General features: G+C 39.0%; 13 protein-coding genes and 1 riboswitch. Of the genes, 8 read left to right on the forward strand and 5 right to left on the reverse strand.

Translation table 11 applies throughout. The features are described from left to right. Positions 1-3: 3 nt before the first annotated feature. From GJU32_RS13320 to GJU32_RS13330, 3 genes are read right to left on the reverse strand one after another with little or no spacing between them, the layout of a single operon-like run. Positions 4-1,356, reverse strand: a complete 1,353-nt coding sequence (locus GJU32_RS13320) for an aspartate aminotransferase family protein (protein WP_155592448.1) — start codon at positions 1,354-1,356, stop codon at positions 4-6. 32 nt (positions 1,357-1,388) lie between these two features. Continuing rightward, positions 1,389-2,918: a CoA-acylating methylmalonate-semialdehyde dehydrogenase gene (locus tag GJU32_RS13325; RefSeq protein WP_155592449.1), complete on the reverse strand. Its 1,530-nt coding sequence runs from the start codon at positions 2,916-2,918 to the stop codon at positions 1,389-1,391. 21 nt (positions 2,919-2,939) lie between these two features. Next, positions 2,940-4,352: an amino acid permease gene (locus tag GJU32_RS13330; RefSeq protein WP_155592450.1), complete on the reverse strand. Its 1,413-nt coding sequence runs from the start codon at positions 4,350-4,352 to the stop codon at positions 2,940-2,942. 234 nt (positions 4,353-4,586) lie between these two features. Here GJU32_RS13330 and GJU32_RS13335 point away from each other — a divergent pair, with 234 nt between their 5' ends. After that, complete coding sequence (locus GJU32_RS13335) at positions 4,587-6,149, forward strand: PucR family transcriptional regulator (RefSeq protein ID WP_155592451.1); 1,563 nt, start codon at positions 4,587-4,589, stop codon at positions 6,147-6,149. A gap of 54 nt (positions 6,150-6,203) precedes the next feature. On the opposite strand, the gene GJU32_RS13340 is transcribed toward GJU32_RS13335, so the two are convergent. After that, positions 6,204-6,998, reverse strand: a complete 795-nt coding sequence (locus tag GJU32_RS13340) for a carbon-nitrogen family hydrolase (protein WP_155592452.1) — start codon at positions 6,996-6,998, stop codon at positions 6,204-6,206. 96 nt (positions 6,999-7,094) lie between these two features. On the opposite strand from GJU32_RS13340, the gene GJU32_RS13345 reads away from it, so the two are divergent. Beyond that, positions 7,095-8,264: a pyridoxal phosphate-dependent aminotransferase gene (locus GJU32_RS13345; RefSeq protein WP_155592453.1), complete on the forward strand. Its 1,170-nt coding sequence runs from the start codon at positions 7,095-7,097 to the stop codon at positions 8,262-8,264. Between the two features lie 40 nt (positions 8,265-8,304). Here the strand turns inward: GJU32_RS13345 and GJU32_RS13350 are convergent, their stop codons facing one another. Further along, positions 8,305-8,808 (reverse strand): PPC domain-containing DNA-binding protein, encoded by a 504-nt coding sequence (locus GJU32_RS13350; RefSeq protein WP_155592454.1) that lies wholly within the window; start codon positions 8,806-8,808, stop codon positions 8,305-8,307. Positions 8,809-8,930: 122 nt separating this feature from the next. Beyond that, positions 8,931-9,035, forward strand: a riboswitch (SAM riboswitch). A gap of 90 nt (positions 9,036-9,125) precedes the next feature. On the opposite strand from GJU32_RS13350, the gene GJU32_RS13355 reads away from it, so the two are divergent. The 6 genes from GJU32_RS13355 (at position 9,126) to GJU32_RS13380 (ending at position 14,912) form a co-directional block, all read left to right on the forward strand. After that, positions 9,126-9,956 (forward strand): MetQ/NlpA family ABC transporter substrate-binding protein, encoded by an 831-nt coding sequence (locus GJU32_RS13355; RefSeq protein WP_155592455.1) that lies wholly within the window; start codon positions 9,126-9,128, stop codon positions 9,954-9,956. A 105-nt stretch (positions 9,957-10,061) separates the two neighbouring features. After that, positions 10,062-11,087, forward strand: coding sequence for a methionine ABC transporter ATP-binding protein (locus GJU32_RS13360; protein ID WP_155592456.1), 1,026 nt, complete (start codon positions 10,062-10,064; stop codon positions 11,085-11,087). After that, complete coding sequence (locus GJU32_RS13365; RefSeq protein WP_155592457.1) at positions 11,080-11,751, forward strand: methionine ABC transporter permease; 672 nt, start codon at positions 11,080-11,082, stop codon at positions 11,749-11,751. Before GJU32_RS13360 ends, GJU32_RS13365 begins: the two co-directional genes overlap by 8 nt. A 13-nt stretch (positions 11,752-11,764) precedes the next feature. Further along, the gene (locus GJU32_RS13370; protein WP_155592458.1) at positions 11,765-12,544 is read left to right on the forward strand and encodes an enoyl-CoA hydratase/isomerase family protein; all 780 of its coding nucleotides are present in this window, start codon (positions 11,765-11,767) and stop codon (positions 12,542-12,544) included. Positions 12,545-12,558: 14 nt separating this feature from the next. Further along, positions 12,559-13,719 carry an alpha-hydroxy acid oxidase gene (locus GJU32_RS13375; protein ID WP_155592459.1) on the forward strand — a complete coding sequence of 387 codons (1,161 nt, stop codon included), beginning with the start codon at positions 12,559-12,561 and terminating at the stop codon, positions 13,717-13,719. Next, positions 13,716-14,912 (forward strand): CaiB/BaiF CoA transferase family protein, encoded by a 1,197-nt coding sequence (locus GJU32_RS13380; RefSeq protein ID WP_155592460.1) that lies wholly within the window; start codon positions 13,716-13,718, stop codon positions 14,910-14,912. Before GJU32_RS13375 ends, GJU32_RS13380 begins: the two co-directional genes overlap by 4 nt. Positions 14,913-14,984: the final 72 nt, after the last annotated feature.

The following is a 14,984-nucleotide window of genomic DNA, read 5'->3' on the forward strand; positions in this document are numbered from 1 at the left end:
TCCTTACAGCTTATTTATACTATTCACAACCACATCAAGTATGCGTTCAAGATCTTCTTGTGCAATATTAAGTGGTGGTGATAATGTTAAGACATTATTAAACCCTGCAACGGTTGCTCCATTTTTCCCAATGATGACTCCTTGCTCTTTACATGCTGCAATGACAGCATTCACCTTCTCCACTGGTAATGGTTCTTTTGAGGTTTTATCCACAACTAATTCAATCCCAATCAATAAACCTTTGCCTCGCACATCTCCTACGTTCGGATGAAGTTGTAATTCTTGTTGCAAAGTTTGAAGTGTTGCAGCACCAATTTCATTGGAACGCTCGAACAACGCTTCTTGCTCAAGAATTTCAATATTTTTTAATGCGACTGCACATGCCACTGGAGAGCCACCAAATGTATTCACATGGCGGAAATAGCCGTATGCATCTGAACCCGTAAACGCCTCATAAATTTCACGTTTCACCGCTGTTGCTGATAATGGTAAATAAGCACTTGTAATCCCTTTAGCCATCGTAATAATATCTGGTTTTACGCCATAATTCATAAATCCAAAAGGCTTACCTGTTCGACCAAAGCCACAAATAACTTCATCCACGATCATTAATGCACCGTGTTTTTTACATACTTCCTCAATGCCTTTTAAATAGTTTTCTGGGGGCATAATGACACCGCCACCTGTAATAATAGGCTCTAAGATCATAGCCGCAATCGTATCGCTTAGTTCCCATGTCATCGTTTTGTCTACAGCTTTTACACTCGCCAAATCTAATGCTGCACTAGCATCACTTTCATGCTCTCGATATTGATCTGGCGGTGCAACATGGATAAAGCCAGGTGATAGTGGCTCATATTTATATTTACGCTCTGCCTGCCCCGTTGCCGCTAATGCTCCAAAGGAGTTACCATGATAAGCTCGGTAGCGAGAGACAATTTTATAGCGGGAGCTTTGCCCCTTTTGCTGATGGTATTGTCGAGCTATTTTAAAAGCTGTTTCATTCGCCTCTGACCCACTATTGGAGAAGAAAATAACATAATCTCCACCAAGCAACTCATTTAGCTTTTCAGCTAATTCCACTGCTGGCAAATGTCCTTGAGACAAAGGTGCATAAGCATTTTTCATCATTTGCTCATGAGCAGCATCTGCTAATTCTTTACGTCCATATCCCACGTTTACACACCATAGACCGGCCATCGCATCTATATATTCCACACCTTCTGTATCGATGATTCTTGCACCATCAGATTTCTCCACTACATATGTGGCCTGTGGATTATAAGGTTTCATTGAATGCCATACATATTGCTCATCTTTTGCTAATACATCACTTTTAAGATTTGTCTGCGTCATACTAAACACCCCTCACTATTATTTTTACTACATTAGCTTTTCACATCGTTATTACTTGGGAATGCAAAGGAACTTGTTGTATCCTCTGTTTCATCTGGCCATCGTTCAGAAATTGTTTTTGCTTTTGTAAAGAATCTCGCTTGATCTGGACCAAACATATGCCCTTCACCAAATTTAGATCGTTTCCATCCACCAAAGTTGTGATAACCAACAGGAATTGGAATCGGCACATTAATTCCTACCATACCTACTTCTATTTCTTCTTGGAACTTACGTGCAGCTGCTCCACTGCTTGTAAACATCGTTACACCATTGCCAAGCTCATGCACATTTATTAAGTCGATGGCTTCTTGTAATGTTTCAACCCCCACTACAATACGTGCTGGGCCGAAAACCTCCTCTTTGAAGATCGTCATTTCTGGTGTGACCTTATTAAGTAGCGTTGGACCAAGATAAAAACCATTAGACGTTTCACATACTTTTGGATTTCTTCCGTCAATGACAAGATTTGCCCCTTCAGTGACTGCCCCATCGATAAAACGTATAATCGTTTCCTTCGATTGTTTAGTGATCACTGGTCCGAAATCGACGTCTTTCTCTGTATATGCCCCAACCTTTAGTTGAGAAATTTTACTTTTTAATAGTTCCGTAAAACGTTGTTCAGTATCCTTACCGACAACAATCGCACCGGAAATAGCCATACAGCGCTGAGATGCTGCACCATATGCGGCTCCTAAAAAGGCATTTGCCGTTTGTTCTAGATTGGCATCTGGCATAACAATCATAAAGTTCTTTCCACCACCAAATGCTGCAACACGTTTATTATGCTTTGTGCCAGTTTGATAAATATATTCTGCAACTGGTGTTGAGCCAACAAATGAGATGGCTTGAATCTCTTTGTTTTCTAGCAGTTCATTGACCGCTTCTTTATCACCATTGACAACTGTCCAAATACCATCAGGAAGCCCTGCCTCTTTCCATAATTGGCTTAAATATAACGCAGAAATAGGTACACGTTCAGATGGCTTTAAAATAACAGCATTCCCCACAGCAACTGCCATACTTGTAATAGCAAGTGGTACCATAACAGGGAAATTAAATGGGGCAATGGTTGCCACTACGCCAAGTGGTGACTTGGCAGAAAAGGCATTAATATTACCGCCTACATTGACGGAGTACTCCCCTTTTAGCATTTGCGGAGCACTAATCGCCATATCAACAGATTCAATGCCACGAATAATTTCGCCTTTCGCATCTTCCTTTGTTTTACCACTTTCCTGACAAATCACATCAATAAGCTCTTGCTGTTTTTCTACTAAGAGTTGACGGAATCGATGCAGCACTTCTACCCTTTTACCAATAGATAATTTTTTCCATGCCGGATAGGCTTCTTTTGCAAGCTCAATAGCATGCTTTACCTCATCCCTTGAAGCAAGAGGTACTCTAGCAATGACCTCACCTGTTGAAGGATTATAAACTTCTGCATATCGACCACTTGTACCAGCTACCTCTTCTCCTTTGATAAAATGTGTTAGCGTTTTCATTTCTTGTTGAACTGTCATTTTGACCACTCCTTCACCGTATTATTGTTCAAAATCAAACTCTTCTTTGCTGAAAATAGAACTGGATTCATCGGCTTGTTTGATTGTCTTTTTCTTTTGCGTAAGCATATAAAAAATCATCACAACGGCAACGACAACACATGTAAATAAAATTTGCGAGCGCATAGACTCAATAAAGAACATCGCAATTAATAATGCTGTGGTTGCTAGTATTGTGAAATACGTTAAATAAGGGAATAACCACATCTTCACCTTTAATACTTCTGGATTTTCTTTTTCAATCTTCCGTCGCATTTTTAATTGTGAGACGGCAATGATTAAGTAAAGGATTAATGTAATTGCACTACAGGAACTCAGTAAAAACATAAAAACTTTATCTGGAGAAACATAATTCATAATGACAGCAATATAAGAGAAAAATGTTGCTGCTAAAATGGCATTTACAGGTGCACCATTTTTATTTAATTTCAAAAATGCTTTCGGTGCTTCCCCTTTCTCCGCTAAAGAAAATACCATTCGTGATGTTGCATAAAGTGCGGAATTTAAGCAGGATAATACCGCTGTTAAAACAACGAAATTCATAATTTGTGCGGCAGCGGGAATACCAATATAATCGAGTACCGCTACATAAGGACTTGTTAAAATATCTGAGGAATGCCAAGGTAATAATGTCACAACGACTGCTATTGAGCCCACATAGAAAATTAAAATACGCCAAGTAATGGAATTGGTAGCTTTCGTTACAGCAGCTAAAGGTTCATCCGATTCACCAGCAGCAATCGCAACAATCTCTGTCCCCATAAAAGAGAAAATAACAATGACGACACCCATTAGGACAGCTCCAAACCCATTTGGTAAAAAACCACCTTGCCCAACTAAATTGGTCAACCCTACAGCATTAAAATTTGGTGCGATACCAAAAATAATAAATGCACCAAGTCCAAGGAAAACTACTATACTCGCAACCTTAATAAGAGAAAACCAATACTCAAATTCACCAAAGGCTTTGACAGAAAGAACATTTGTTAAAGTAAGTGCTACAGTCAATAATAGGCTTAACAGCCACAAAGGAATCCCATCATACCAATATTGAATTATAGCTGCCGCTGCTGTGGCTTCTAATGCAATTGCTATGACCCAGAAAAACCAGTACAGCCAGCCAATCATAAAGCCTGCCCACGGACCAATTGCTTCATGTGCATAGTGCGCAAACGACCCACTGGTTGGATTGACAGCCGCCATCTCACCTAGCATACGCATAACTAAAACAACGATAATTCCAGCAAAAATATACGATAAGATTGCTCCTGGACCAGCTAAATTAATGACCGAGCCACTCCCCATAAATAATCCAGCACCGATTACTCCGGCAATAGCAATCATCGTCATATGCCGCTTCTTTAACCCTCTTTGTAAATGCGTTTGTTGCTCCATACCTGTCACCTCTTTTTTGTAGATTGCTTGATCGCTTACAAAAATCTTACATGTTTCATAACGTTGAAGTAATAGACAAACTGTAAAACTCTATACATTTGTTTTATACATAATGTAAAATAGACTAAATATTCTTAAAATAATTTAACTTCAAATTTTCAAGCTAATAGTAAACATTAAACAGAAATTTCATATTTATAAACGCAAGTCTGTGAATCAAAAGGAGGGGTTAAATTGAGTCCATTTCAACTGAAAGTACTACAAGTTTTGGAAAATAAGTATTTTCAAAATGCCGAGGTTGTCGCAGGTCATGAGGGGTTATCAAGGATTGTCAAATGGGTACATGTTCTTGAAATCGTACATGTTGATAATTTTTTAGTAGGTGAAGAGTTAGTGTTGACAACCGGAATAAGCCTTCAACAAAGCATTGAGCATTTTACCGCTTTTGTTGAAGCAATTATTCAAAAAAATTGTGCTGCCCTATGTATTGAGTATGGTCCCTATATTCAAACAGTTCCTGAAGCCATATTAGCACTTGCTAATTATCATCAGTTCCCCATTATTGTTTTTCATGAGGCGGTACCTTTTGTTCGTATTACACAGGATTTACATAGCCAAATTATCAATCAGCAATATTTAATGATTTCTTCACTGGAATCTTACTCACAAACATTAAACAAAAATGCCGTATTAGGACAAAACACAGAAGATATTTTAGAAAATATGTATAGCGAATTAAAAACACAAATCATGTTTTCCATTAAAGGACGAGAGCCTATCTTTTTTCCAAAAATGGCACAAAAAAATCGTCAGCAATTATTAACAGTAAACAAATCTGAGCCACATTTTAAACATGAGCCTATTTTTATCTTTGATCAACATTATGCAGAATTAACGCTCTATCGGGAGGATGGGCTATTTTCGGAGTTTGAGTTATTAATATTAGATCGTACAGCAACGGCGTTAGCGCAGCTATTAATGCGAGAGTTCTATATTGAGGAGAAAAAGACTATTGAGGATGCTTCCATTTTAGCGGATTGGATTGATCAAAAGCTATCGAGGGAGGAAATTTATAAATTTATCGTGACACATTACTCAAACTATAAACAAACTAGCGGAGCTGTCTTTATTTTAACCTCTCCCAATTCATTGAAGCAGGAGGATATTGTCTATAGTAAACTCTACTATCGTAATCTATTTGAACAACATGGCTTTACCCCATTTTTATTTGAAAGAAAAAGCTATGTTATTTTTATTTTACTCCACACAAAAGAATGTAAAGCAATTCGTGATACATTAAATACCATATTTTCCACACTGGTCAAAACCGAGTTTTATAAAAAACAGCAGACACAAGGTGTTCAAATTGCCATTGGTAAAGTCGTCGCAGATGTAGAGGAAATTCCCAAAAGCTATCAAACAGCCTTAGAAACCTTATATATTTGCCGTAAAGTGCAAACATCCTCCTTCTTTTATGATGATCTGCATTTATATCATTTAATCTATAAATTACAAATGCAAGTGAATTTACAGGAAGTTATTTACGACTATTTACAGCCAGTTATTGAGTACGATAATAAATATAACAGCAAGCTTCTTGAAACGTTACAGGTTTATTTACAAACAAATGGCTCCAAGCAGCAAACAGCGAATCAATTGTTTATTGTTCGTCAAACACTCTATCACCGCTTAAAAAAGCTTGAAAGTTTACTAGGTGAAAATTTCATGAAAGGGCATAACCGTATTACACTTGAATTTATGCTACTCGCAAACTCCTTAATTGAGGATAAGAGCTAGAAAAAAGTGTAGGCACGCTTAAAGGGTTCTTTCCCCTTTAAGTGTGCCGCCCAATTACCCTTTCACAACGACATCTTGATACAATCCTGGTCTACGATCGTCGTAAACAGGAATTCTTCCGCGTACTTCATCCACAATCGAAAAGTCTACATCGATTACTGCCACTTCTTCATCCTCAGCACCGACCCAAAGTACTTCTCCCCATGGTTGAATAATCATTGATTGTCCATTAAAGTTTTCTACCTTCTTTGAAATGCGATTAACAGCTATAACAAAACATTGGTTCTCAATCGCACGAGCCTGTAGCAATGTTTTCCAATGATCGATCCGCGGTGTTGGCCATTGCGCTGGTACAAACAATACCTTTGCTCCTTGTAATGCATGTGCTCGCAACCATTCAGGGAAACGAATATCATAGCAAATGACTCCAGCTGCTTCAATTTCACCAAGGGCAAAACGATTCATTTCATCCCCTGCCTCTAAATAGAGATGCTCGTCCATTAAACGGAAAAGATGTGCCTTGCTATATTCACCTACTAACTCGCCATTGTGATCAAATGTATACATCGTGTTATAAAATTTGTCGCCCTTCTTTGTTGACACAGAACCCCCTACAATATGTACACTAAGCTCTTTTGCTAATTCAGCCAAAAATGCTTTTGTACGCTCTCCATTGACATCCGCTAGCTCAGCCAATTTCTCTAACGCATAGCCCGTGTTCCACATTTCTGGCAGCACAATGATTTCTGCGCCTTTTTTTGCAGCTTCTCGTATCTTGTCTTCAGCACGTGAAAAATTTTCTTCTACCTTGCCAAAGCCAACATTTAATTGAATACAACCGATTTTCATATTCATTCCTCCTCTAGACAATTAATAGAAAACGTAATACTATTTGCTTCATATTCTCCAATAATTATTATTAAATTCTGAAAAAGGTGATCATACATGGAATTCTCTAAAAAACTACAGCAACTACCCACTCAATTTTTTGCAGCACTCGTACAAAAAGTAAATACTGCCTTAGAAGAAGGGCGTGATGTCATTAATCTTGGGCAAGGAAATCCTGATCAACCAACACCTCCTCACATCATTCAAGCATTGCAGGAGGCTGCTGAAAATCCACAACACCACAAATATTCGCCGTTTCGTGGTATCGCTGAATTACGCCAAGCAGCTGCAGACTTTTATCATCGTGAGTATGATGTGGATATAAATCCCGACACGGAGGTAGCCATTCTCGGTGGTACAAAAATCGGTCTTGTTGAGCTACCTTTAGCTGTATTAAACCCTGGGGATACAATGCTCTTACCAGACCCAGGCTATCCTGACTATCTATCAGGTGTCGTATTAGGTGATGTCAATTTTGAAGTCATGCCACTTTTCGCTGAAAATGATTTCTTACCTGATTATCATGCATTACCTGAAGAAGTAAAGGAAAAGGCAAAGTTACTTTACCTAAATTACCCTAACAATCCTACAGGCGGTACAGCAACACTTAAATTTTTTGAAGAGACCGTCCGCTTTGCGAAGGAGCACAATATTATCGTATCACATGATTTTGCTTATGGGGCAATAGGATTTGACGGTATTAAACCAATTAGTTTCTTACAAGCTCAGGGTGCAAAAGAAGTTGGTATTGAAATGTACACATTATCCAAAACCTATAATATGGCCGGCTGGCGAATAGGCTTCGCTGTTGGTAATGCCGAAATAATTGCTGCTATCAATCTTATTCAGGATCATCTGTTTTGTAGTCAATTCCCTGCTATTCAACAGGCAGCAGCACTGGCACTTACATCTTCCCAAGAATGTACAGAAGAACTGCGCGCTACCTATGAGCGTCGTAGAAATGTACTAATTGAAGAAGCTCAAAGAATTGGCTGGCATGTGACAGCTCCAAAAGGCTCCTTCTTTGCATGGCTTCCTGTACCAGTAGGCTATACAAGCGAACAGTTTGCCGACTTATTACTCGAAAAGGCTGATATCGCTGTAGCAGCAGGCAATGGCTTCGGTCAATATGGTGAAGGTTATGTGCGTATTGGCTTGCTTGTTAGCGAGGAACGCTTACGTGAAGCCATCCACAGAATTGAACAATTAAAATTATTTAACCTTTAGCACTGCATTGTCCTGTAGCATTTATTAGCTACAGGACTTATTATTTTTCTATCTTTCTTGGCTGATCTAAACCATATTCTAATGGATAAAATTGAACATGACCTGTTTCATCATCCATTTTACGGATATGCTGAATGCCTTGAATCTCTGCTAGCACTACATCCGCTGTAATAACGATATTCCCGCCTTTAATAAAATGCCCACCTGACACTGCTCCCCACTGATCGCTCATAGAGCCATGGAAATGTGTTTCATAGCCTCCATCACGTTTACACACTAAGCCAGATCCTTGAATAAATTCGAGTGGTCCTTCTTTTTCGATCGCTTCACTAAAACGGACTTTAATCTGTGATGTTTCATCGGGTACTAAATAAACAAAGCTACTTTTTTGAAAGCTACCGATACAGCTAACAATTGTCGCTGAGTCCATGTTATTCTCTTCACAAAGCGCCTCAATACCTTCCATGATGTCGGTCCCCATTAGAAGACGGGCACTAATCACCTTACCAAATGAACCTATTCCATAATTAACTCTTACTGACATTCTTATCCCTCCTTTGAGACAAAATATTATAACAATATAAAAAATTTAAAAAATATTTATTGACTTACTATACCCTATAAATTATATTAGTTCTATCGGAAATACAAAAATATAATATGAATCTCTTATCAAGAGTAGCTGAGGGACTGGCCCTATGAAGCTCGGCAACCTCCTTTTAAAAGGAAGGTGCTAAATCCTGCAAACGGACTTCGTTTGATAGATAAGAGAGGACATTTTTTCATGAGCCTCTCTTAGTTTGTAAGAGAGTTTTTTTTATTTTCAAAAAACCGATAAAAACAATCTTGGAGGTAGTTTTCATGAAAAAGAGAAATAAATTTTTAGTAGGTTTAGCAAGTCTTACATTAGCAACAGCACTAGCGGGCTGTGGCTCTAAAGAGGATAGCAAGGGTAAAAGCGAGGCAATTGATGAAAACAAAATCGTCATTGGTGTCACTTCTGGTCCACATGAGCAGATTGCAGAAGTTGCCGCTAAAGTCGCAAAGGAAAATGGCCTAGAGGTAGAACTAAAATCATTTTCTGATTATGTTTTACCAAATACATCCTTAGCTGAAGGTGATCTTGATGCGAACAGCTATCAGCATGAGCCTTTCCTCGATACATTTAATAAAGATCATGATACAGATTTAGTACCAGTGGGCAAAACGATTTTAAATCCAATGGGTATTTACTCTGAAAAATATAAATCCTTTGATGACATTCCGGATGGTGCAACGTTTGGTTTACCAAATGATCCAACAAATGGTGCGCGTGCCCTCTTTGTTTTACAGGAAGCAGGCTATATTACATTAAAAGATGGCGCAGACTTAACAGCCTCTATCCGTGATGTAGAAGAAAACAAAAAGAATTTAAAATTCATTGAATTAGAGGCAGCTCAAATTCCGAAGCAGCTTAGTGAAGTAGATGTAGCAGCAATTAATACTAACTTTGCCTTAGAAGCTGGCATTAATCCTAAAGAAGACTCGATTCTTTTAGAATCTACCGACTCACCATATGTGAACTACATTGTCGTTCGTGCAGAAAATGAAAACGACCCAACCATCAAAAAATTCGTTGAGGCTTATCAATCTGATGAAGTACGACAATTCATTGAAGAAGAATTCAAAGGTTCAGTGATTGCTAGCTGGTAATACAGTCAGGAAGCTTCTAGTAGCTGAAGAATCTGCCGAAATTCCTCTATGGATGACGAGCAGATTCTTACTTTTTAGGAGCTTGGGAAAGGAGCAAACAAACGTATGATTCAACTACAAAATATCTCAAAAGAATATAAGACGAAAAAAGGCATCATTAATGCTGTGGACGGAATCAATCTTCATGTAAAAAAAGGACAAATTCACGGTGTTATCGGCTATAGTGGTGCTGGTAAAAGTACACTTATTCGTTGTGTCAATTTACTAGAGCGCCCCACGGCCGGGAAAGTGTTGATAGACAATGTCGACATTACTGCCCTTTCTCTTAATGAATTACGGCAAACTCGCCAAAAGATCGGAATGATTTTCCAACATTTTAATCTATTAAAGACCGCAACAGTTTACAACAATATTGCTGTTCCATTAAAGCTACTTGGCTATAACGATGCAGAAGTAAAAAATCGTGTGGCTAAATACGCTGAAATTGTAGGTTTAACAGAGAAGCTAGATAGCTACCCTAATCAACTTTCGGGTGGTCAAAAGCAACGTGTCGCTATTGCACGTGCTTTAGCACAGGAACCTGAGATTTTACTTAGTGACGAAGCAACAAGTGCACTAGACCCTGAGACAACGGAAGCCATTCTTGAATTGTTGTTGAAAATTAACCGCGAATTAGGCATTACGATTCTGCTGATCACACACGAAATGAATGTGATTCAAAAAATATGTGATGAGGTTTCAGTTCTAGAATCAGGGAAAGTTGTTGAGTTTGGTACGGCTATTGAACTTTTTGCGAAACCTCAACATCCTACAACGAGAAAATTTTTAAATACCATTTCACAACGTAATTTATCCCCTTCCCTTATCGAGCAGTTAAATGTTTCAGGCAGTGTGATTCGTTTAACCTTCCTTGGTGAAAGTACAGGTAAGCCATTACTAGCAGAAGTTACGAAAGTGTATGATGTACAACCAAATATTTTAACGGCAAATATTATTGAATTAAAAAACGGTATCGTTGGTAATATTGTGGTGCATTTGCATGGAGAGTCCCATTTTGTTCAAAAAGCGCTTACGTATTTTACGGAAAATGGTGTTGCTGTGGAAGAATTAGGAGGCGAGTTCAATGAGTAGCATTCAGAGCTTCTTTACAGAATGGTCAGATGTTATTGGAAAATCAATTATCGAAACATTTCAAATGGTCGGAATTTCCTTATTGTTTTCTATTCTAATTGGTATTCCATTAGGGCTGTTAATCGTTTTAACGCGACCAGGACAATCCTTTGAAAATAAATTTCTCTATCAATTTTTTAACCTAGTAATCAATATTATACGTTCTGTTCCATTCATCATCTTATTATTTTTCATTTTACCTTTCACAAAGCTTATTGTTGGTACGACGATTGGTGTTAAAGGTGTAATCGTTCCGCTTGTTGTGTATACAGCGCCTTATATTGCACGACTGATGGAATCTGCGCTATTAGAAGTTGATTCGGGTGTTGTGGAAGCATACACAGCAATGGGTATTAAACGTCGCCATATTATTTGGCATGTGCTATTACGTGAAGCCCGACCATCTATTATTTTAGGCTTAACCATTGCCACAATTGGATTAATTGGTGCAACGGCGATGGCTGGAATGGTTGGTGCTGGCGGCTTAGGTGACCTTGCCTACCGATATGGTCACCTTCGCTATGAGGTCGATGTGATGTATGCAACAGTATTTATCTTAATCATCCTTGTTCAAAGTATTCAATCCATCGGCAACCGCTTCGCTGCAAAATTGAAGAAAGACTAAGAGGAGAATGACGATGACGAATGAAATTTATGTAGTGAAAAATGGCTATATCGCAACGTTAGTATTAAATCGCCCTGATAAAAGAAATTCTTTATCAAGGGCGATGTTTCAAGCCATAGTAGACCAACTCGAGCAGTTACGTACAGATTCATCTATCAAGCTTTTAATTGTCCGCGGGGTCAATGAATTGGCCTTTTCATCTGGTGCGGACATTAGTGAGTTTTTAGATATTCGGTATGCAGCTAGCAACGCCAAAGCCTATAATGATTTGGCGTTAAAAGCTATTGATGCCCTCTATAAATTTCCACACCCTACGATTGCTATGATTCAAGGCTTAGCGATTGGCGGTGGTTTAGAGTTAGCTAACGCTTGTGATTTTAGAATGGCAACCCCCAAGAGTAAGCTAGGCATCACGGCTGCAAACATTGGTATAGTTTATAATCTCGAAAGCACTAAACGTCTAATCAATATTGTTGGTGTCGCCAAGGCAAAAGAAATTTTATACACAGCAAACATCTTTACAGCGGAAGAAGGAAAAAACATTGGTTTGATCACTGCCTTACATGAGCCAGAAGATATTGAAAGTGCCACGCTACAATTTGCTGAACATCTATTAAATAAATCGTCTGTTGCAAATTCGGGCATCAAGAAAATTATTCAAGCGATTGTAGATGGTGACAATGAAGAAAGCGATGAGCTAGCACAAATAATTCTTGATTCATTTAGTTCAGATGATTATAACGAAGGTATTCAAGCCTTCTTAAATAAAAGAAAGCCTATTTTCAATAAATAAGTGAGGTAGTAACGATGACAAACACAACTGATGGTGACCTACTCTTAAAAAATATAACTGCACAAGCCCCCTTTCCCATTTGCTTTGCGGATTTAGAAAAGGCTGTGGCAGAAAAAATAGAAGCTGGACCTTTCGGCTACATCCGTTCAGGTGCTGGTGGTGAACAAACATTGCGCAACAATCATGCAGCTTTTGAAAAGTATTCCATTGTTCCCCGCTTTTTAAATGATGTTTCGAGCGTTGATACATCGATTCATTTGTTTGGTAAAACATACCCTACTCCATTGCTCTTTGCTCCTGTTGGCATGAACGGAATGGTTCACGATGAAGGTGAGCTTGCTGTTGCTCGTGCTGCCCAGCATTTAAATATCCCATATATTCAAAGCACTGTTTCCACTTATGCACTTGAAGACGTTGCTCAAGCTGCTCCTTCTTCAACAAAATGGTTTCAATTATATTGGTCTACTAATGAAGAAATTGCTTTTAGCATGGCGGCTCGAGCGGAGGCAGCTGGATTTGAAGCCATCGTTTTAACTGTCGATACAGTGATGCTCGGCTGGCGTGAAGAAGATGTGCGCAACCAATTTTCGCCGCTGAAGCTAGGCTATGCTAGAGGAAACTATATGAATGATCCTATCTTCACAGCCTCTTTACCTGATGATTCATTTGAATCCTATGTACAAGGTGTCTTGCAAAATGTCTTCCATCCAACACTTAATTGGGAACATGTTCGAGAATTAAAGCGACGCACAAATCTCCCTCTATTATTGAAGGGAATTTTACATCCGGAAGATGCAAAGCTAGCTATTGACAATGGGATTGACGGCATTATTGTATCAAATCATGGTGGCCGTCAATTAGATGGGGTAATTGGTTCACTTGATGCCCTTCCTGCTATTGTGAAAGCTGTTAACGGACAAATTCCCATTATTTTAGATAGTGGTGTATATCGTGGTATGGATGCTTTAAAAGCACTTGCTTTAGGAGCTGATGCCGTTGCAATTGGCCGTCCTTTCGTCTATGGGCTAGCCCTTGAAGGACAACAAGGTGTCGAGAAAGTGATGACCAATCTATACGATGAATTAAAGGTTTCCATTGCATTAGCAGGTGCCACCTCTGTCAAAGGATTACGCAACATTACATTAGTCAAACATGATGGGACTGAGGTTAAATGAAACAAGCATTACAAGGATTAAAGGTTGTTGATTTATCGCAAGTATTAGCTGGTCCTTATTGCACCATGGTCTTAGCAGATATGGGTGCAGAGGTCATCAAAATTGAGAAGTATCCAAATGGCGATGATACCCGTACAATGGGTCCTTTTGTTAATGAAGAAAGCCATATGTATATGATGGTTAATCGCAATAAAAAGGGTGTTTGTATTAATTTAAAAACGCCTGAAGGATTAGCTTTATTTAAAGAGCTTATACAATCCGTTGATGTCCTTGTGGAAAACTATCGACCAGGTGTCACGAAAAAACTTGGTATTGATTATGATACATTAAAAGCTATCAATCCTGGTCTTATTTATTGCTCCATTTCAGGTTATGGCCAAACAGGCCCATATAGTCAAAAGGGTGGCTATGATATTATGGCACAAGGTCTGAGTGGCCTAATGCATATGACGGGTGAAGCGGATGGTCGTCCTGTAAAAGTTGGCTTTGCCGTGAATGATATTGCCGCTGCTCAAACAGCATTACAATCGATTTTAATGGCTTATATTTATAAGCTTCGTAGTGGCGAGGGGCAATATATTGATGTTTCCTTAGTGGAGTCAGGTCTGGCCTGGACTGTATGGGAGGCGGCGGCTTACTTTGGACAAGGTGAGCTACCGGAGCGAACAGGGACTGCTCATCGTGTGTCCGCTCCCTATCAAGGTTTCAAAACGCAGGATGACTATATTTTAATAGGTGCTGGCAATCAAAAGCTGTGGGAGATTTTCGCAACAAAGGTTGTCAACCGACCTGATTGGTTAGACAATCCCCTTTTTGCTACTAACTATGCTCGTGCCCAACATGTGAAAGTACTGGAGGAAGAGATTGAAAGAGAATTAATCAAGCATCCTGCTACTTACTGGCTTGCACGTTTAGATGAACACGGTGTACCATCTAGCCCTATCTACTCCTATGAACAAACATTGAATGATCCTCATATATTAGATCGCGGTATGGTCTTGTCCTATGAGCACCCGACTGCTGGGCCAATGCGAACACTGGGCTTTCCAGCAAAGTTTTCACAAACACCAGGACAGCTAACTAGTGCAGCTCCTACTTTAGGGCAACACAATGAAGAAATATTACAAGCTTTGAATATTGCTGATGAAGACATCCAACAGTTAAGAGCAGCGAATATTATTGGCTCGAAATAAAGCTATCGACTACTTTTGGATTCGTTTCGAGTGTCTATCCACCGCTTTTATCCTTCTATCACGCAAAAAAGC

It is taken from the genome of Lysinibacillus cavernae (genome assembly GCF_009724685.1).
Lineage (GTDB): Bacteria > Bacillota > Bacilli > Bacillales_A > Planococcaceae > Lysinibacillus > Lysinibacillus cavernae.

Coding starts and splice junctions, on each gene's coding strand:
- GJU32_RS13320 (WP_155592448.1), bottom strand. CDS start 1,356: ATGACGCAGACAAATCTTAAAAGTGATGTATTAGCAAAAGATGAGCAA.
- GJU32_RS13325 (WP_155592449.1), bottom strand. CDS start 2,918: ATGACAGTTCAACAAGAAATGAAAACGCTAACACATTTTATCAAAGGA.
- GJU32_RS13330 (WP_155592450.1), bottom strand. CDS start 4,352: ATGGAGCAACAAACGCATTTACAAAGAGGGTTAAAGAAGCGGCATATG.
- GJU32_RS13340 (WP_155592452.1), bottom strand. CDS start 6,998: ATGAAAATCGGTTGTATTCAATTAAATGTTGGCTTTGGCAAGGTAGAA.
- GJU32_RS13345 (WP_155592453.1), top strand. CDS start 7,095: ATGGAATTCTCTAAAAAACTACAGCAACTACCCACTCAATTTTTTGCA.
- GJU32_RS13350 (WP_155592454.1), bottom strand. CDS start 8,808: ATGTCAGTAAGAGTTAATTATGGAATAGGTTCATTTGGTAAGGTGATT.
- GJU32_RS13355 (WP_155592455.1), top strand. CDS start 9,126: ATGAAAAAGAGAAATAAATTTTTAGTAGGTTTAGCAAGTCTTACATTA.
- GJU32_RS13360 (WP_155592456.1), top strand. CDS start 10,062: ATGATTCAACTACAAAATATCTCAAAAGAATATAAGACGAAAAAAGGC.
- GJU32_RS13365 (WP_155592457.1), top strand. CDS start 11,080: ATGAGTAGCATTCAGAGCTTCTTTACAGAATGGTCAGATGTTATTGGA.
- GJU32_RS13370 (WP_155592458.1), top strand. CDS start 11,765: ATGACGAATGAAATTTATGTAGTGAAAAATGGCTATATCGCAACGTTA.
- GJU32_RS13375 (WP_155592459.1), top strand. CDS start 12,559: ATGACAAACACAACTGATGGTGACCTACTCTTAAAAAATATAACTGCA.
- GJU32_RS13380 (WP_155592460.1), top strand. CDS start 13,716: ATGAAACAAGCATTACAAGGATTAAAGGTTGTTGATTTATCGCAAGTA.